Raw genomic sequence first — 19,589 nt, forward strand, 5'->3', positions numbered from 1 at the left:
AAAGCGCCCTTAGGCGCTTTTTTCAAAGCAAAAGTTAGACAAACATGAAGTCAATATGTTCAACTAATTGCTTGAATGCGTGACGTTGGATAGCCTTTGCACGAACTTTAACTTCTTTACCATCGACAACGATAGTTAAATCAGTTGTGTAAAAGTTTTCATTTAACTGGATGTTAATGATGTCTTTGTGTTCGAACGTGATTGATACAGGCTCTTTACCTGGACCATAAATTACTGCAGGAACTTTACCGGCATGACGTAGGCGGCGGCTCGAACCTTTCCCGATTTCTGTGCGGGTTACTGCGTTGATTGTGTAAGACATTAGTCACTCACTTAATAATTAATAAAGTATGAAGGCGTCATCATTCTCGACCAACGATGACTCAAATAAAGCGCGCGGATATTACCACAGCCATTATCAAGCCACAAGAAGATATACTAATCCTATTAAATATGTGATCTTTCAGCGAGAGTTCAAAGTGCTATAGGCAAGACAGATGATTGAAACAAACAGTGACTCTCGGTAACAAGCTCCTGGGTAACTCACCCTCCAGCATCTGACCGCAATGGATGGTGGGAATGTCTTATTTTTAAAGCGTCTAAAGATGCCTAAAGGACTTTGAAACCTGAGAGACTCTGAACTGACCAGATATTTAATGAGATTTGTCTTATTAACCCCATCGTCTCACTGGACCACAATCAATGTGTACAAAGCCATCGCGAGGATAAAACCCAACACCGCCCAACTTAAGAGACTCGGCTGCATCACGCAAATGTTTGGTTTTTACCCCAGGTAAAGCAATATCCATTGCCATGCCTTTCATGTGATAACTTTTCTTCGCTACGCCATTACTACGAGATGCGAGCATTTGGTTCGTTTTCGGTGAACGATAAGCGGAGATAACATGGATTTCATCTTGATTATCTAACGTAGCCTGCAATTTATACAAATATTCAAATAATCGTTTATCAATTGGTGCGGCTACATTTTGACGATGATCACGTAATACATGATCAAACTCAGTCAGTGTCGCTGATTGATATTGACCATCAACCCAAAAGCTTCCCTGACTTCTTTCACCGGTATGTAGATTATAAAAACGTAAATCTTTAACCCCAATAGTTGCACGACTTGCTTGGGCGGTATTAGGTAACAGAGTCACCACTGCGGCACCGCTTAAGCCTAATAATACCTGCCGACGAGTTAGGCACTCAATTGTCATTTATACACCACTTTAATTATCTAAATTCAGGACTTATCAGCCTTTGAGGCATGATTTAATCTTCACAACACGATCGAACTAGTTGTTGCTTTTTTATCCAGCTGGCGAATAAATTAACCATTAATGCTCATAAATGCAAGTCTGGCGCTGTTGCGTGAGATTAAAAACACGCACGCTAATATAAGAGTGTGATATTGCTCAAGTGCTTAGCAGCAAAGTGAGCAGCCATTAACTTTACTTAATTAACTGATAATGCCTGCACAATATCTTTGCTGGCGCCTTGATGGCTTAATAAATTGACCGCTGCCTTTGGAGTTAACTGATAAATGTCATCACGATACTGAATAACATATTGCTCATCCACCCAAGCACGCCAATAGACCATGTGCACGGGTAAAGATGCAGATAAGGCAAACCATTGGGTTTGAGTATAATTAGACTCTAAGCGATTCCAGGTTCGTTTATCGATAACCAAATGGTTGACAAACCAGTCGGCTAATTGCTGTACCTTTTCAATGCGGACACAACCTGATGATAAATCTCTTTGTGATTTTGAAAATAGCGTTCGATTGGGTGTGTCGTGCAAATAGATACTTTGATCATTATTGAAATGGAATTTATATCGGCCTAAAGCATTATCACCTCCAGGACGCTGCACGACTCGATAAGGAAAGCGCCCTATTGCTGCTTGCTGCCATTGCTCCGCAGTTTTATTAACTCGATTGCCTTCATAATCAAACACATCAAAATGCTTGTCGGCAAAATAGTCACCATAGTGTCTTATTTGCGGCAAAATATCTTGGCGTAAAATCTGTCGAGGTACCGTCCAAGTAGGATTGATAATGATATTTGAAATTTGCCCTGTCATCAGCGGAGTAGGCCGGTCCGGTTTACCCACGATAACTTTCGATGACAATACGACCTGATTATCATCCACCAATACCATTTGAAAAGCAGGAATATTAATTAACAAATAAGGTTGAGGCAATTGACTTAAATATGCTGTTTTTTCAACAAAGCTCTTTGCTAATAAAGAAGCCAGTTGAAGCGGAGTTTGATTTAACCAAAATAAGGTCTTTGGACCAATAACGGCGTCAGGTTTTAGCCCATGGCGAAACTGAAAACGTTTAACACTTTCCGCTGAAGCGGGTTGATACACAACTTCATCAGCAAGTAATTCGCTGGCATCACCTAATAGCCACAAACGTTGGTTGATTAACTTAATATTGGGATCGCTATCGCCAGGGCGAAGCAAGGCATCAACTGTGATAGCCTGCCAATCTTGAGTTTGCGATAACCACATTAATTTGCGTAGCGCGTTTATGACACTCAGGTAATCATCGACGGCAGGTTCCAGTGCGATATTTTTTTCAAGCAACGAGGCCGAACTTTCGATTGCATCAAATGCGATAGGCACCTTTTTATTGCGCCAAAAAGTGGCAACACTTTGCTGAATGAGATCGATATATTCTAATGATTTTGCAGCTGAGCCTGTTTGTAATATTGCTAAATAGTGTGCTCGCTGCGCATTAGGTTCAGCCAAATACTGTAATTGCAGATTTTGAGTTAAGTTAGGATATATATCATCAGTATCGGCCAAAACAAATGACGATATACTCCAAAGCAATATGGCTACTATGCTCACATTTATAGACAGTTTATGTTTACTGAACATACTCTTCCCCATTAGCGACACCCCACGATACTGTCATGTTTATGACATAAGTGAAATGGGTATAGTCATTATGGCAAATAATAACGCGCTTTGAATGAACGAAACATTTAAGCAACAAAAGTGAATACTAAAATATTACCTCTTTGTATAAAAGTTAATCGTAAATATAAAAAGTAACCACTTAACATTAATTTATGAATACACAACTAGGAAGGTCGATATTGAATTGTTATAAGAGGGTTTTGAAGTACTTAAGTTATAGAGACTGTCATGAATAAAAAGCAACTCATCCAATCAATGGCCAATAAAATGGACCAACCTCAAGCTCAAACAAAGCAACAACTTGAACAGATCCTAGCCATTATTCATCAAGGTTTAGCTGAAGGTGAGAAAATCTACATTCCACAATTTGGCACGTTTGAATTGCGTTTTTACTTACCTAGAGTAGGCCGTAATCCACAAACGGGTGCAGCCATAGAGATTGACGGATTTAATCAACCCAGCTTTAAAGCGTCGCCAACATTAAAAGCGCTAATCAACGATTAGCTAAGGCACTAGAGATTAAAAGCCGAGGTGCTAGTATAACTGAAGTAGCTAAAGGGCGATATGCAGGCTGTCGAATGCGAATACCACTGAAGTCAGCGTTAAAACCTTAAAAGTCTAAGTACTAGAATGTTTAGCAGCTATAGGCTATAACTCTGTAGTATTCAGACCTCAAACGCTCTTATAGCCACGTAGCGAACTAGTAGGATGAAGTCCGCCCTAGCATCTAGGCTCGTTCGCTCTTATCGCCCTCACCTTCTTTTGCGTTTGTTACCCTTAACCACCAAATTACAGACGTAAAAAAGCCCCAACATAAGTTGAGGCTTTTTTACACCACTCTCTATTACTAGAGATTATAATGGTACCCGAGGCCAGACTTGAACTGGCACGCTTATTCAGCGAGGGATTTTAAATCCCTTGTGTCTACCGATTCCACCACTCGGGCAAACTGAGCGTGTTTTGATAAAAATATCAACTCACTTAATTTGTTATTACGTAAGGTAAACCAAGCTGCTTTCGCGTCCGGCTTAACTTGGGGCACACTTTACTGATTTTTTTGAGCCAAGCAACTAAAATTTTCATTACATCAAACTGAACGCTTTAAAAAACGCCAATCCGATGTAAAATCCAACAAAACAAAGTGCTTAGCACAATAAATAATTAATTTGCTCTTACTGGTGTTAAGCCTTTACTGCGATTAGTTACCGCTTCTTCAATCTCAAAACCGGCTTCACTCCACACTTGAGCTTCTTCAACATTAAAGGCTTCTTTGGCCCAAATCGTTGCCGTATCTAACGTGAAGTTTGCTTTTATCCAACCATCAGATTCTGCAGGTCCAAAGCCTCTGACACGCCAATTTTGCGCTTGGGTTGAATCAAACCCTATCGCTTTCCATTGAATGATCTCACGCTCAGACATACCTTGCCAACTCGGTGCAGATGCGCAAGCTACTAGTAACAAGACCAATAAACCAACCAATACTTTTTTCATACATTCCTAATCATTAGTATTAACGCCGCAGCGCATAAATTGTCGAATAACAGCTCAATAGGCCGTAAATTTTGAGAATCATATCTGAGAAAAAACTTTTGACAAGTAGGCGAGCAATATATAATTTTTATCAATAAAAAATAACAAAAAAGGCCGCTTTCGCGACCTTCTATAAACAAAGCAAAACTGATGTATTAGCTACGCTGACGCGTTGGTTTGCCGTGATTACCCACCACTTTATGCTTATGAACTGCACGGCGAATTTTAGCACTTTTCACTTTAGAACGGGCAACACTGTGTTTGTCCGAGCCTAAAATTGAACGTGTCTCAGGTTCTAAACCAGCAAGTTGACGTAAGTAGTTCACTTGGTCAATTGGCAGTTCAATCCAGCCACCACGAGGCAATGTTTTTGGCAATTCAACTTGACCATAACGCACGCGGATTAAACGGCTAACTTGTACGTCTTGAGACTCCCACAAACGACGCACTTCACGATTACGTCCTTCGCGAAGGGTGACATGCCACCATTGATTGATGCCTTCGCCGCCCGCAGCTTTGATGGTATCAAACTGGGCTGGGCCATCTTCTAAAGTCACACCGGTACGTAAACGCTGCACTGCAGCCTCTGGCACTTCACCAAAAGTACGCACAGCGTATTCACGCTCTACTTCATTAGACGGATGCATTAAACGATTAGCTAATTCACCATCACAGGTAAATAATAGTAACCCTGAAGTATTAATATCTAAACGCCCTACCGCAACCCAACGAGCATCACGCACTTTAGGTAAACGTTCGAACACGGTAGTACGACCTTCAGGATCTTTGCGCGAGCAAATTTCACCTTCAGGTTTATGGTATGCCAGTACACGACAAATAATGTCGTCAGCTGATTTTAATGAAACGGCACGGCCATCAATACGTATTTTGGCATCTGCCTCAACACGATCACCTAAACCAGAAATTTCACCGTCAACACTAACTCGGCCTGCAGCAATCCATGCCTCCATCTCACGACGGGAGCCATGGCCTGCACGGGCCAAGACTTTCTGCAATTTTTCACTCATTAGCGGGACTCTTTAAAGAAGTTTTATAAAAAACAAAAGGTTAATTACTCTTGTTTTATTGTCTTTTTAGGATTGTACCCGCCTAAGGCGCATACAATTAGAAAAGTGCGTAGATTATACGCTGAATGGGGCTGGTGAGCAAAAAATACCACAGTTACATTCAACTAAGGATAAGAGGTAACTGAAACGCAGCAAAATCAATCTATGCTATGTCATCAATATCAAGCTGGCGATTGGTTTGCGAACAAGACCAATGGAGGCGTAAAAGCTAACCGATTTTGAGTCAGCCATTGTTGATAACAGAAATACATTAAGCTGCCTGATGTACAACGACGCTAATGATAGATTAATGCCTTCAAAAAGGCTGCTGGCACAATTGTATCAGCAGCCTTAATCAATCAAATAGCATTATTGATCGATCAGCGAGTCACTTTAAGGTTAAACACTAGGCTATACATAACGGGCAACACCACTAAAGTTAATAGTGAAGCAAAACCTAAACCAAAGATGATGGTAATCGCCATAGAACCAAAAAAAGCATCACTAATTAAAGGGATCATGCCCAACATGGTGGTAATCGCAGCCATCATAACAGGGCGAACACGACTCACACACGAATCAACCAGTGCAAATACAGCCTCTTTCCCCTCTTCAAGTTCAAGATTGATTTGATCAACCAACACTATGCCGTTTTTGATCACCATCCCAGACAGGCTCAACAATCCAAGTAATGCCATAAAGCTAAACGGAGCATCAAATATCAACAACCCTGCTGATACACCAATAACCGCCAACGGTACCGTAAACCAAATGACCAAGGGTTGTCGTACAGAGTTAAACAGAAACACTGTGATTAAAAACATCGCTAAATAACCCATGGGAATCGAGCTAAAAACAGCTGTTTGCGCTTCGCCTGCCGATTCAAACTCCCCGCCCCACTCCAAGCGATAACCGGAAGGCAGTTTAATCGCCTCTATTTTATGCCTAACTTTTTTGTGCACTGAGTCTGCAGTCTCGTTAGAGCCCAGTTTAGGATCTGCCAAGACAGCCAACATACGAATACGATCACGGCGCATCACCAAAGGGTTTTCCCATTCAGTGCTGAACTCGCTGACGACTTGTGTTGCTGGGACAAAGGTATTGTTCTCTGTACTCCAGATTTGCATCTTCCATAAACTATCCGCTTGAAGCCGTTCTGCTGCTGGTGCACGAGCAACAATCGGTAATAGATGGCTGGTTTCACGATACAAGCCAATTTGTTTACCGCTAAAGTTAACCAATAAGGCATTATCTAAATCTTGTTTACTGATGCCGGTTTCACGTGCTTGAGCATTTTGTAATTGTGGACGGATGAGTGGTACTTGGTTGCGCCAATTGTGGCGAACACCGTCCATTGTCGGTTCGTTTCTAAAAATACTTTCCGCTTGCGCGGCTAAACTGCGCAGCACTTGAGGATCTTCGCCATAGAAACGCGCTTCAATTTTCGCCGCTGGTGATGGACCATTCTCCATATTTTTTAAACGGTATTGTGCTTGGGGAAAATGGCTATTTAACAACTTTTCAACTTGGGGCATATAAGCCTTAACGGCTGCTAGGTCGCGCATTTCTAGGATAAGCTGAGCAAAGGCTGGATAGCCTTTTTCAGGCTGATAAGGTAACACAAAACGCTGGGCACCCTGACCGATGACAGATGTCAGGTGCACTAACCCGGAGTCATTAAGCTCACTTTCTTGCAGTAGCTTTTTCTCTATTTCGCCAGTAAATCGTTCCGTGGCTTTAATGTCTGTCCCTTCAGGCATCCATACATCAACAAAAAATATTGGCGTATTTGATGCGGGAAAAAACACGTTCTTAATGTGACCAAAGCCTATCACTGCGGTGACCAACATCGCCAACACCACTGACAATGTCACTAGACGAAAACGTAATACAAAATACAGAAAACGACGATAAGTGGTAAACAACCAGCCTTTATAAGGGTCTACCTGTTCAGCTTGTGGTGAAGTCTCTTTGAATAACAAATTACAGAAAAATGGCGTTAAGGTGATTGCTGTAATCCAACTAATAAACAAAGAAATCATTAACACTTGAAACAATGAACGACAAAACTCACCGGCCGCATTTTGTGACAAACCAATTGGCGCAAAGGCAATAATGGCAATCACAGTTGCGCCTAATAATGGCCACTGAGTTTGCGATACCACTTGCTTGGCGGCTTCAAGACGAGTTTTACCACGCTGTAAGCCAATCAAAATACCTTCGGTGACCACAATCGCGTTGTCGACTAACATACCTAACGCAATGATCAGCGCCCCCAGAGATATCAACTGCAATTCAATGTCCAATACCTTCATTACAATGAAAGTACCTAAAATAGTTAACAGCAGAATTAGGCCCATCAATAATCCAGAACGCAGGCCCATAAATAATAATAATACTGCGATGACAATCGCAATCGACTCTAAAAGGTTAATCAAAAAACCTTGTACGGTATGATCAACCGCAGAGCTTTGGTTATAAACCGTATCAAGGCTCATCCCTAACGGCCGTTGCGATTCAAGCTCAACTAAACGCTCGCTCACACGCTTGCCCACATCAACGACGTTTACGCCGCCAGAAAACGCAATACCTAACGATAATGCCGCCTCACCACTATTGTGATAAAGCACATTAGGGGTCTCGTCATAGTCTTTTTCAATATTGGCAATATCTCCAAGGTAAATAAGTTCAGTACTGCCCGGTGAACTGACGACTAAACGAGACAACTCTTCTACAGAACTAAACTCACCAGTGGGATGTAAACGGATACGATTATCACCAATCACAATGCTGCCAGCATTAGACACCACATTTTGATTGTTCACTAATCCATAGATGTAACTTTGATCTAAGCCAAGAGCTGACAGTTTTTGCTGTGAAATCTCAATCACCACTTGCTCTGTCACATCACCTACAACAGAGACTTTTTTTACCCCGGGAACAAGCACCAACTCACGGCGTAAATAGTCGGAATAGTTGCTCAGTTCTCGATTACTAAAATCGTTGCCTGACAAGTTCAATAAAATACCGTATACATCACCAAAGTCATCAATCACTTGTGGCTTAGCGGTACCAGGTGGTAAGCCCCCTGTGGTGTCATTTACTTTTCGACGCACCTCATCCCACACTTGGGGTAAGCGATGTTTGTCATAATTGTCTTTAATCTCAACCTGAATTTGTGATAACCCAGCACTGTTGATAGAAGTGATATGTTTAATGCCATCAAGCTGCTGCAACGCATCTTCAAGCGGCAAGGTCACTTCTTCTTCCACTTGCTCAGGCGATGCACCAGGATAGGCGGTGATCACTAGCGCTTGTTTAATGGTAAATTCTGGAAACTCTAATTGTCCTAGTCCCGTAAAAGCCACACTGCCACCAATAAGCAGTAAAAATACAAACATCCAGCTAATCACTTTATGATTAATGGAATATTCAGCAACATTCATCAACTACACTCCCCGTTGCCAGCGTAATGGCTTCACTTTCATGCCTGCAGATAATTGCGACAATCCAGCAGCAACAATAACGTCGCCTTTTTGCAAACCACTCAACACTTCAACACCATCTGTGCTTACGCGACCAAGCGTCACTTTCACCGGATTAATGTCACCGCTATCTGGCTGATAGCGCCATACCGTCACCTCACCAGTTTGATCTTGTTTGTCTACAGCAGAAATAGGCACAATCGCAGTAAAGCCTTGTGGTGATTCGTTAAGCGTAGCTAAGGTTAATTCAGCACTCATGCCTGGCAGTAATTGCACATTGTCAGGTTGTGGTAATGAAAACACCACTTCATAGGCTTGGGTGCCCGGCGTCACTTGGGTTGAGTATTCTTTAAATTTGGCATCAAACGACATGCCCTCTACTGCGCTAAAACGTACTTTTGCCGCTAAGCCATTGGCAATATCTTGAGTTAAGACTGCTGCCATAGCTTCAGGCACTTGAATAGTGACATCAAGCAAATGATTATTTTGCAGGGTCATTACCCCTTGGTTTGCCTGAACAATTTGGTGATTATCCACTAGTCGCTTAGCAATGGTGCCATTGAATGGTGCTTCTAAACGGGTATAACTCACTTGATCATTGGCTGCTGCTAGCGCGGCTTTGGCCGACTTAAGTTGGGCTTTACTGCTGTCAAATAGTGCTTGTGAAATCAGTTTACGATCGAGTAGCGTTTGATTACGGCTGAAATCGGCCAGCAACAAATCGTACTCTGCTTCACGCGTCATTAAATTATTACGCGCATCGCGATCGTCTAATTGAGCCAGTAAAAAACCTTGTTTAACCTGCTGCCCTTCCACAAGATCCAGTCTGACAAGCTGACCTGAAATCCGAAATGATAATTGTGCTCGACTGTTGGCTTCAACTCTGGCAGGAAATTGGCGAATAGTATTGCCTGAAGATTGCGCGACCTCAAACAATTTAACGGGGCGTACAAGCTCTTCTTGAACGGCGCTTTCGACAGGCGTACAACCAGCTAGAATAGTAGAAATAAGCAATGCCAACGGCAATGTTGAGCGATATTTCATCGATTATGTTCCTTGGTAACAGAGATTTAAACTGACGTAATGACAACATCATCATCTCTTTTTGAGATGACAGTTAATTTACAATTGGTTCGAACAATACGCTGAATTATAGTTGCAATAAATGGGTTTATTTGGGAATATCAATCCCATTATTTGAGTTTGACTTATCAAGCATTATTAGAGCAAACAATATGAAAACTGAAGACATTGCATTATTCCACCGCATCGTCGAAACCGGCAGCATTCTTGAAGCGGCTAACTTATTGAATTTGCCTAAGTCAACCGTCAGTAGACGCTTGCAATCGTTAGAGGAGTCATTAAATTTAAAGCTGTTTCACCGTCAAAGCCGCGCCATCACCCTCACCTCCGCAGGCAGTCATTTCTATCAAAAAACCTTAACTATGCTAGCTGATTTGGCACAGACATTAGATGAGATCACCGATAACAAAGCTGAACTCAATGGCCATCTGCGGATATTAATCTTCCCTATCCCAGAGATGATGGACATTGTCAGCAAAATTTTTAATTTTATGGACGCAAATCCAAAGCTGTCAGTTGAAATTATTAGCAGCACAGAACCTCTCGATATGGTCAGACACAATATCGATATTGCATTTATGGTCCAAGAAACGTTTAGCGAAATAGACATGGTGGCAAAACCGATTATTCGCGAAGAGTTATATTTTGTTGCCAGTCCACAATATCTGGCTAACGCCGGAACACCGCATTCACCAGAGGACATAGAACAATATAATTCGATTTTATTTCGCTTCCCTAATGGTAAAACCTTCAGCGAAGTGCCTTTGGCAAATGATGCGATGCAAGCGGTCAAAGGCAATTTGTGTACCAATAGTATCCAACTCGCTTATGAAGCAACGCTTTCTGGCCGCGGCATAGGTTATTTACCTTTGCGAATTTGTCAGGAGGATTTTAAACATGGCAAATTGGTGCGATTGTTTGATGAACTCCCACCTTATATGGCGGTAGTCTTTTTAGTTTACCCATCGAGGCGTTTTTTAAGTCTTGCCAGCCAACGCTTTATCGATTACATGTTAGCCAATCTGCCTCAAAGTGGCCATTATCAATCGCCGTCGGCACATGTAAAAGTGTGGATGTGATAAAGCGACTAGACCAACTCTTAGATATTGATGAGGAAAACGAAATAGCGCTAGAGGGTTCACCAAGATGTTACCGATAAGGGTTATATCACATGCTTAATTAATGATGTGGCTGATGCGAAGGGTTATTATCGTTTTGATTGTCAGGATCAATGTCATTGTTAACCGCGCCATCTTGTTCATCAAACTTAATAGCTCCATCTGGGTCAGATACCTCATCAAGGGTAACGACGTCATCGTTATCTGGATCAACGACGATTTCAAGATCAGATTGATTGTCCATGCCTAGCTGTGCTTTTTCAAATAAAGCATGTAAAGAGTCGGCATCAGTTAAGGCTGGTAAGTCGGCTAGCTTGGTAAGATTAAAGTAATCGAGAAATACACTGCTGGTGGCAAATAACGCAGGCCTACCAGGTACCTCTTTATGGCCCACTACTTTAATCCACTGGCGATCGACTAAGCTTTTTATGATATGGCTGCTAATAGCCACGCCTCTGATGTATTCAATATCGCCACGTGTTACCGGTTGTCGATAAGCAATAACCGCTAAGGTCTCCAGGGTTGCACGTGAATACTTAGGAGATTTCTCTTGCCACAGAGGTTGCAAGTAAGGACTGAGCATTTCCTGAGTTTGGAAGCGATAACCACTGGCAACTTTCACTAGTTGCACCCCACGCTCTTGATAATCTAGTTGTAATTCATCAAGCACTTCCTGAATGCGCGAGCGCGACACACTAAAGTCAGCCAACACAGTTTCTTTGATAGCGTTAACTGACAATGGCTTAGCTAAGACAAATAAACTGGCTTCGATAAGTTGCTTTAGCTGTGTAGGATTAATTGGCTTCATGGATCTCTTCGAATATCGTTAACCTCAACTTTGAATAAAAGAGAGGGATAAATCGTTAATATTTGCGTTATGTTAAGTCCGTTATGTCAAACTTGTCATGTGTTTTGCTCATAGCGTTGAGCTTGATTAATAGGCTTTTACATAAATGGGCGAGAAAGGTTCATTTTGTACTAATTCAACCAGTAACTCTTTGACCAGCTCCATAAGTGCCAAAAAGCTCACGACCACACCGGCTCGACCTTCACTGACATCAAACAAACACTCAAAACCAATGAATTCGGTACTGGATAACTTGGCTAAAATTTGGCTCATACGCTCGCGGGTTGATAACTGTTCGCGCTTAACATGATGATCTTCATTGGCATCAATGCGTTTCAACACTTCACCAAACGCGCGGGCAATATCCACCAGCGACACTTCAGGAGGCACAGTGACAGGTTTAATGTCTGGAGCTGCACTCACAGATGCTTGTAATACATCTCGCTCAATCCGTGGTAATGCATCGATATCTGCAGCAGCTTGCTTTATCACTTCATAGGCTTTTAATTGCCGGATCAGTACCACGCGAGGGTCTTCTTCCTCATCATTTTCACTGGCCATTTTAGGCAAAAGCAAACGTGACTTAATTTCAGCTAAGGTTGCGGCCATCACTAAATAATCAGCCGCCAGCTCAATCCGTGCTTCAGTCAGGATCTCAATATAGAGTAAATATTGCTGGGTAATTTGTTGAATGGGTAAATCAACCACATCCAATTTTTGTTTGCGAATAAGATACAGCAATAAATCCAGCGGGCCCTCGAAGGTTTCAAGAAACACTTCTAAGGCCTCAGGCGGAATAAACAAGTCTAGTGGCATGCTATCAAGTACTTGGCCACGAACCACTGCCAATGGCAGGCTCTGCTGGCTACCTTGCATATTTATCCTTGACGGTTCATCAACCATGGTCACCTGTGGTTATTCAAATGCACTGGTATCGCCAGCACCATGACGTAATATCACCATCTCATCTTCAGACATATCAATCACAGTCGTTTGATTTTCAGGCAAATAGCCGCCATGAATAATACCTTCGACTAAGTGATCGAGAATGTCGCGAATATGCTCAGGGTCTGACTCAGCAAATTGCTCATTTGGCATAACCAAACTGGTGGTCATCATCGGCTCACCCAATGCTTCAAGTAACGCCAATGCAATAACATTATTAGGCACGCGGATACCTATGGTGCGTTTTTTATCGCATTGTAACCGGCGCGGCACTTCTTTAGTGGCTTTGAAAATAAACGTATATGGCCCAGGCATACAGCTTTTTAATAAACGATATGCTTGATTATCAACCCGGGCAAAATTAGCCAGCTCAGATAAATCACGACACATTAATGAAAAATTGGTGTCGTTTTCAATCTGGCGAATACGCGCCATGCGCGTCATGGCATTTTTTTCGCCAATCATACAGCCTAATGCATAACCAGAGTCTGTTGGGTAAACAATGACTCCACCTTGTTTAAGAATCGCCACCGCTTGGTTTATTAACCTTGCTTGTGGGTTTTCATCATGAATATACCAAAATTGACTCATGCTCTTTCCGTCCAATGTTGTGATTGCCAAACCCATTCCACACCTTGAGGTTGGAATAAGTTTTTACCTAGCTCGATCCAATTACTGGGGAAGTGGAAATCGCTCCCCACAGAAGCAAGTAGGTTATTTTGCTTACTTAATGCGATAAGATTATTACGATCATCCAATGTTTGCTGACCTAGAATAACTTCCATCGCATCGCCACCGGCCTCTGCAAATTCACGTACTAAGCGCTTAAGCCATTTGGCCGATAATTTATAACCACTAGGGTGAGCCAAGACTGCAACGCCACCCGCTTGATGAATGTGGTTTATCGCATTGGCCATGTCGCCCCAATTATTAGGCACATAACCGGTTTTTCCGCGCGCTAAGTAACGTTTGAACACGCTAGGCATATCTGTCGCATGACCATTATCAGCTAACCATCTTGCATAATGGCCACGACTAAGTGCGGCGTCGCCAGCAATTGCTTTTGCGCCGTCATAAGCCCCTTCAATCCCGGCCTTAGCTAAACGCTCGCCAATTTCTTGGGCACGCACTTCACGCAATTGGCGTTGGTGAGTTAAAAAGTCTAATAATCCAATATGGCCGATATCTAAGTTTAAACCGACAATATGAATATCAAAACTGTTCCAACGCGTTGAAATCTCACAACCATTAATTAACACTAATGGTGTGGCGTGCGCTTGATTGGCAAGATGCGCTTCTGCTAACCCTCCGACTGTGTCGTGGTCAGTAATAGCAAACATCTCGACGCCTTTTTCAATAGCGCGAGTTAATAATTCGGTTGGTGTTAATTGACCGTCTGATGCGGTCGTGTGGCTATGAAGATCGGCCAGGAGAGTCTCTGTAATCATGTGCTTATTGTACAAGAGTAGCGATAAAAATACTGCTTGGATTTATGAATAAATGATGGCAATTGATGAATTATTTATACACAAGCCACCTAAAGCGCTCAATAATTAGCCTCTCGTTATCCTGGTTGTCATTTTTTAATGGCTTTTGAGAAATATTCAATTGACATTACTCTCCAGCTGGGTTTTCCTATAGGCATTAAACAAAGACATAACATAGCGATTAACAATGACACATTCTTTAGCTTCATTACACATTACTTGGTGGTGGCACTTCCCAAATTAACGGGTGGTGTGAAGCGTTGTGCTCATTTTTAAGAGACAAGATTTTACCAAAAAGCCCGCAGAAATGTGGGCTTTCTTGTTATCTGGCCCATGCAAAATTAGTCACTCGGGTTACACAATATTAGAGGCCAATAGATGATAAATAAACATGATACAAGGAGCGGCGACATAGTGACGACAACAGTGACTACACCAAACCAACTCGCTCAGGTTACCACGCAAAAGCAGGCACTAACCTACCATACAGATCCGCTAAAACTGTATCAGCAAGTGACTAATAACGCGCCGCATACCATGCTGTTAGAGTCTGCGGAGGTCGAAAGTAAAGACCATTTAAAAAGTATCGTCCTCACCCATGCGGCAATGATGATTCGTTGCGACGGTTATCAGCTTAGCTTTAGCGCATTAACTCAAAATGGTGCCGCATTGTTAGCGCCAATAGCGAACTTCTTCGGTGATGCACAGCAACAACGAGATAATGATACTCTCATCGTGACGCTGCAAAAAGCCACCGAGTTACAAGATGAAGATGCACGGTTAAAGTCAACATCGCCTCTTGATGGCTTAAGAATGTTTATCAAGCACATTCAAACCAATAATCCGCTTAAATTTGAAGATTTATTTTTAGGTGGCGTATTAGCATATGACTTAATTGATACCGTCGAGCCACTCCCTGCTGCGCCCAATGCGCATAATGATTGCCCTGACTATTTATTTTATCTAGCTGAGACACTTATTTTAATTGACCATCAAACTCAGCAAGCTGAGATTGTCAGCCACCAATTCGGTCAAGATAACATCATTGCAGAGCAATTAGCCTTGCAACTGCAACACGTTACCGAACAATGCGCTGAACTAGGTGATATTGCTCAATTAACGCCAGTGACAACCGACGAAGAAGTTAACATCACCGACGAGCAATTTAAGCAGACCGTGATTGATTTAAAAGAACATATTGTCGCCGGTGATATTTTCCAAGTGGTGCCATCACGTTGTTTCAGTCTACCTTGTCCGAATACCCTTGGGGCGTATCGGGCTTTGCGCTTAACCAATCCTAGTCCGTATATGTTCTATTTCAGAGGTCCTGATTTCACCTTATTTGGCGCATCGCCAGAAAGTGCCCTGAAATACGATGCGGCCAGTAACCAAGTTGAAGTGTATCCCATTGCTGGCACCCGAAAGCGCGGTAAAAATGCCCAAGGTGAGATTGATTTTGACCTAGACAGTCGTATAGAGCTCGAGCTACGTTTAGATAAGAAAGAATTGTCTGAACATTTAATGCTAGTCGATTTAGCCCGCAATGACATTGCTCGCATCAGCCAAAGCGGTAGCCGTAAAGTGGCCGAACTGTTAAAAGTTGATCGTTATTCGCACGTGATGCATTTAGTCAGTCGCGTCACCGGTCAATTACGCTCAGATTTAGATGCCCTGCACGCTTATCAAGCCTGCATGAACATGGGAACATTAGTGGGCGCGCCAAAAGTACGTGCATCGCAATTAGTTCGCCAAGCAGAGCAAGCTCGTCGCGGCAGTTATGGTGGCGCTGTAGGTTACCTCAATGGTCTTGGCGACATGGATACCTGCATTGTTATCCGTTCAGCCTTTGTTAAAAATGGGGTTGCTCATATACAAGCAGGTGCTGGCGTGGTGTTTGATTCAGACCCGCAAGCCGAAGCCGATGAAACTCGTCAAAAAGCCCAAGCGGTTATCTCAGCAATAAAGATGGGAGGTGGCCTATGAGCACTGCAACCACACAAGCCAGTAACCAAGCGACTAACCGCATGAAACTCTATTTACTGGATAACTTTGACTCATTCACCTACAACTTAGTCGATCAATTCCGCAGCCTTGGTTGTGAAGTCATCATTTACCGTAATGATGTCAGCGCCGATTATGTTGCACAAAAGCTTATTAATGAAACCTCAAAAGCAGCCTTGGTATTATCACCAGGCCCAGGGGCCCCTCATGAAGCGGGCTGCATGATGGAACTGATTGGTAAAGTAGCCGGCAAAGTTCCAATGTTGGGCATTTGTTTAGGTCATCAAGCTATGGTCGAATATTATGGCGGTAAAGTAGAACGAGCACCATTTGTGGTTCACGGTAAAGCCAGCCCCACCTTCCATAATGGTCAAGGCGTATTTGCCAATTTGCCCTCACCATTACCAGTGGCTCGTTACCACAGTTTGGTGGCGACAAAGGTGCCTGACTGCTTAGAAATCATTGCCACTACCGATGATATGCCGATGGCAATATTGCATCCACAACATCAAGCAATAGGCTTTCAGTTTCATCCAGAATCGATTTTAACCACCTTAGGTAGCCAACTGCTGACGCAAACATTAGCGTATTTAACCCAAGACCACGCCTTTACTGGAGGAGAATAATGGATAATCTGCAAACTTTATTCGACCGCCTTTATCAAGGTACTGCGTTAACTCGTGAACAAATGACACAAGTTTTTAGCGCGATTATTCAAGGGGATATGCAACCTGCCACCATGGCAGGGATGTTAGTGGCGCTAAAAATGCGTGGCGAAACCATTGATGAAATAGCCGGAGCGGCAGACGCATTACGGCAAGCCGCTAAACCCTTCCCACGCAGTGATGCCTCAAAACAAAGCGGCATTGTTGATATTGTCGGTACCGGTGGTGATGGACATAACACCATCAATATTTCCACTACAGCCGCTTTTGTTGCCGCTGCAGCTGGCGCTAAAGTAGCAAAACATGGTAATCGCAGTGTATCGAGTAAGTCTGGCTCATCTGACTTATTATCCCATTTCGGTATTGCACTCACCATGGCACCAGATGCCGCAAGCCAGTGTTTAGATAAACTTGGTTTGTGTTTCTTATTTGCGCCGCATTACCATGGCGGAGTAAAACATGCTGTGCCGGTTAGACAAGCGTTAAAAACCCGGACCATTTTTAATGTGCTAGGACCGTTAATAAACCCTGCAAGCCCAGAATTTATGCTTCTAGGTGTTTACACACTTGAACTGATCGAGCCTATCGCACATGTGCTCCATGCTTTGGGGGTAAAACGCGCCATGGTGGTACATGGTAGTGGTTTAGATGAAGTGGCATTGCATGACAATACCTATGTGGCAGAACTAAAAGACGGTGTGGTGCGTACTTACCAACTTAGCCCTGAAGATCTAGGGGTTAAGCGCGCAAGTATCGAGCAACTCACCGGCGGCGAACCGGCAGACAATGCCCTCATAACGCAAGCTATTTTACAAGGTAATGGCCTCCCTGCTCACCGAGATGCTGTGGCCATTAACGCAGGTTGTGCTTTGTATATCAGTGGTGTGTGCGACTCAGTTCAAGCCGGTACACAGCTAGCATTAGCAACCCTTGCCAGTGGCGCTGCCTTCACCTTATTAACCGATTTAGCTGCCGTGAGCCAAGCAGGAGAACACCATGAGTAAGCCAGAAAATAATGTATTAACCCGCATCGTTGCAACTAAAGTCGCGCACATTAGCGCACTTAAATTGCGTTTCCCCGAAGCTAGCTTACAACCTAAAATATCAGATCGTAGCTTATTTGATGCGTTGAAAGCGCCGAATGCTCAGTTTATTTTTGAATGTAAAAAAGCCAGCCCTTCAAAAGGACTGATCCGCGCCGACTTTGATGTAGAAGCTATTGCTGATATTTATACTCGATATGCTGCAGGCATCTCAGTGTTAACCGACGAAGAATTTTTCCAAGGTGACATGGACTACATTCCTAAAGTGCGCGCTAGAGTGACTCAGCCGATTATTTGTAAAGACTTCTTTGTCGACCCTTACCAAGTGAAATTAGCGGCTCACCAAGGCGCTGATGCCATTTTACTGATGCTGTCAGTGCTTGATGATCAACAATATCGATTGTTAGCAAACGAAGCGGCAAAGTATCACTTAGATTGCTTAACTGAAGTCAGTAACGAAGCAGAATTAGTTAGAGCGATTGATCTAAACGCGCCGATTATTGGTATTAATAACCGTAATTTACGCGACTTGAGTACCGACCTTGCCACCACAGAATTATTAGCACCGCAAATCCCCGCTGACAGAGTGGTGATCAGTGAGTCAGGGATTTATTATCATCAGCAAGTGTGTCGCTTAAACCCATTAGTTGACGGTTACCTTGTCGGTAGCTCAATAATGGCGCAAGACGATATTGATTTAGCCTGTAGACAATTGATTTATGGTAATAATAAAGTTTGCGGCTTGACTCAAATTGACGATATTGCAGCAGTGGCACAAGCTGGTGCAGTATTTGGAGGATTAATATTTCATCCTAAATCACCCAGAGCTGTAACGCCAGCACAAGCAAGTGACTTAGTCGCCCAAATGCAGCAACATCATATTGGATTAAACATGGTCGGCGTGTTTGTTAATCATGCCGTTACTGATATCGCAGCTTTAGCCAAAACACTGGATCTTTTTGCAGTGCAACTACATGGCGATGAAACAGAACTTGAAATTAAAGAGTTAAAAACATTACTGACTGAGCAGCAACTTAGCACCGAGATTTGGAAAGCCATTGCAATTGACAGTCAGAGCGGTGAAGTGAGTCCAAAACCTGCCGGGGCCGATCGTTATTTGTACGACAGCAAATCTGCACAGCAATTTGGTGGCACCGGAAAAACATTTAACTGGCAAGCCAATATTGGTAATAAACAAGACGCCATCTTGGCCGGCGGGTTAACCGCAGAGAATGTTTATCTTGCCAGCCAACAGGGATTTTATGGGGTCGACTTAAATTCAGGAGTAGAATCAGCTCCTGGCCATAAAGACCATCAAAAACTGAACGCTGCATTTGCCCAGTTACGCCGCAATTAACATTGAATAACGAACAACGAA

General features: G+C 43.0%; 16 protein-coding genes, 1 tRNA gene and 1 pseudogene. 6 read left to right on the forward strand and 12 right to left on the reverse strand.

Annotated features, from left to right (window positions below; translation table 11 throughout):
• Window positions 1-34: 34 nt before the first annotated feature.
• From rplY to H5164_RS17055, 3 genes are all read right to left on the reverse strand, one after another.
• Complete coding sequence (gene rplY, locus H5164_RS17045) at window positions 35-322, reverse strand: 50S ribosomal protein L25 (RefSeq protein WP_124016504.1); 288 nt, start codon at window positions 320-322, stop codon at window positions 35-37.
• 349 nt (window positions 323-671) lie between these two features.
• Entirely contained in the window at window positions 672-1,223 is a 552-nt protein-coding gene (locus H5164_RS17050) for a DUF882 domain-containing protein (protein WP_124016503.1), read from the reverse strand.
• A 238-nt stretch (window positions 1,224-1,461) separates the two neighbouring features.
• A complete protein-coding gene (locus H5164_RS17055; RefSeq protein WP_182757153.1) occupies window positions 1,462-2,898 on the reverse strand; it encodes a murein L,D-transpeptidase in 1,437 nt (478 codons plus the stop codon).
• A gap of 270 nt (window positions 2,899-3,168) precedes the next feature.
• On the opposite strand from H5164_RS17055, the gene H5164_RS17060 reads away from it, so the two are divergent.
• Entirely contained in the window at window positions 3,169-3,444 is a 276-nt protein-coding gene (locus tag H5164_RS17060; protein ID WP_124016501.1) for an HU family DNA-binding protein, read from the forward strand.
• Between the two features lie 356 nt (window positions 3,445-3,800).
• On the opposite strand, the gene H5164_RS17065 is transcribed toward H5164_RS17060, so the two are convergent.
• The 5 genes from H5164_RS17065 to H5164_RS17085 all read right to left on the reverse strand — a co-directional run bounded on the left by H5164_RS17065 (window position 3,801) and on the right by H5164_RS17085 (window position 10,066).
• Window positions 3,801-3,886, reverse strand: a tRNA-Leu gene (locus H5164_RS17065).
• Window positions 3,887-4,101: 215 nt separating this feature from the next.
• Entirely contained in the window at window positions 4,102-4,431 is a 330-nt protein-coding gene (locus tag H5164_RS17070; RefSeq protein ID WP_182757154.1) for a hypothetical protein, read from the reverse strand.
• Between the two features lie 194 nt (window positions 4,432-4,625).
• Window positions 4,626-5,498, reverse strand: a complete 873-nt coding sequence (gene rluB, locus H5164_RS17075) for a 23S rRNA pseudouridine(2605) synthase RluB (RefSeq protein WP_124016499.1) — start codon at window positions 5,496-5,498, stop codon at window positions 4,626-4,628.
• A gap of 419 nt (window positions 5,499-5,917) precedes the next feature.
• Window positions 5,918-8,983: an efflux RND transporter permease subunit gene (locus tag H5164_RS17080; protein ID WP_182757155.1), complete on the reverse strand. Its 3,066-nt coding sequence runs from the start codon at window positions 8,981-8,983 to the stop codon at window positions 5,918-5,920.
• Between the two features lie 3 nt (window positions 8,984-8,986).
• Window positions 8,987-10,066, reverse strand: coding sequence for an efflux RND transporter periplasmic adaptor subunit (locus tag H5164_RS17085; protein ID WP_182741245.1), 1,080 nt, complete (start codon window positions 10,064-10,066; stop codon window positions 8,987-8,989).
• Window positions 10,067-10,257: 191 nt separating this feature from the next.
• Between H5164_RS17085 and H5164_RS17090 the strand changes: the two genes are divergently transcribed.
• A complete protein-coding gene (locus H5164_RS17090) occupies window positions 10,258-11,184 on the forward strand; it encodes a LysR family transcriptional regulator (RefSeq protein ID WP_182696971.1) in 927 nt (308 codons plus the stop codon).
• A 286-nt stretch (window positions 11,185-11,470) separates the two neighbouring features.
• Here H5164_RS17090 and scpB read toward each other — a convergent pair.
• From scpB to H5164_RS17110, 4 genes and pseudogenes are all read right to left on the reverse strand, one after another.
• Window positions 11,471-12,031 (reverse strand): annotated as a pseudogene (gene scpB / locus H5164_RS17095) (SMC-Scp complex subunit ScpB); the annotation flags it as partial.
• Between the two features lie 126 nt (window positions 12,032-12,157).
• A complete protein-coding gene (locus tag H5164_RS17100; protein ID WP_182722225.1) occupies window positions 12,158-12,946 on the reverse strand; it encodes a ScpA family protein in 789 nt (262 codons plus the stop codon).
• Between the two features lie 39 nt (window positions 12,947-12,985).
• A complete protein-coding gene (locus tag H5164_RS17105) occupies window positions 12,986-13,606 on the reverse strand; it encodes an L-threonylcarbamoyladenylate synthase (RefSeq protein ID WP_124016493.1) in 621 nt (206 codons plus the stop codon).
• Window positions 13,603-14,463: an RNase RNM gene (locus tag H5164_RS17110; protein WP_182757157.1), complete on the reverse strand. Its 861-nt coding sequence runs from the start codon at window positions 14,461-14,463 to the stop codon at window positions 13,603-13,605. The genes H5164_RS17105 and H5164_RS17110 overlap by 4 nt, the downstream gene beginning before the upstream one ends.
• Window positions 14,464-14,913: 450 nt before the next feature.
• Here H5164_RS17110 and H5164_RS17115 point away from each other — a divergent pair, with 450 nt between their 5' ends.
• Genes H5164_RS17115 through trpCF form a run of 4 tightly spaced genes read left to right on the forward strand, consistent with a single transcriptional unit; the run spans window position 14,914 to window position 19,568 of the window.
• Window positions 14,914-16,485 carry an anthranilate synthase component 1 gene (locus tag H5164_RS17115; protein WP_182757176.1) on the forward strand — a complete coding sequence of 524 codons (1,572 nt, stop codon included), beginning with the start codon at window positions 14,914-14,916 and terminating at the stop codon, window positions 16,483-16,485.
• Window positions 16,486-16,526: 41 nt separating this feature from the next.
• Window positions 16,527-17,129 (forward strand): aminodeoxychorismate/anthranilate synthase component II, encoded by a 603-nt coding sequence (locus H5164_RS17120; protein ID WP_124016534.1) that lies wholly within the window; start codon window positions 16,527-16,529, stop codon window positions 17,127-17,129.
• Complete coding sequence (gene trpD / locus H5164_RS17125; RefSeq protein WP_182757158.1) at window positions 17,129-18,172, forward strand: anthranilate phosphoribosyltransferase; 1,044 nt, start codon at window positions 17,129-17,131, stop codon at window positions 18,170-18,172. Before H5164_RS17120 ends, trpD begins: the two co-directional genes overlap by 1 nt.
• On the forward strand, window positions 18,165-19,568 hold the full coding sequence (gene trpCF, locus H5164_RS17130; protein ID WP_182757159.1) for a bifunctional indole-3-glycerol-phosphate synthase TrpC/phosphoribosylanthranilate isomerase TrpF: 1,404 nt from the start codon (window positions 18,165-18,167) through the stop codon (window positions 19,566-19,568). The genes trpD and trpCF overlap by 8 nt, the downstream gene beginning before the upstream one ends.
• The last annotated feature ends 21 nt before the right edge of the window (window positions 19,569-19,589 follow it).

Origin of the sequence: Shewanella sp. SG41-3 (assembly GCF_014164545.1) — a bacterium.
Lineage (GTDB): Bacteria > Pseudomonadota > Gammaproteobacteria > Enterobacterales > Shewanellaceae > Shewanella > Shewanella vesiculosa.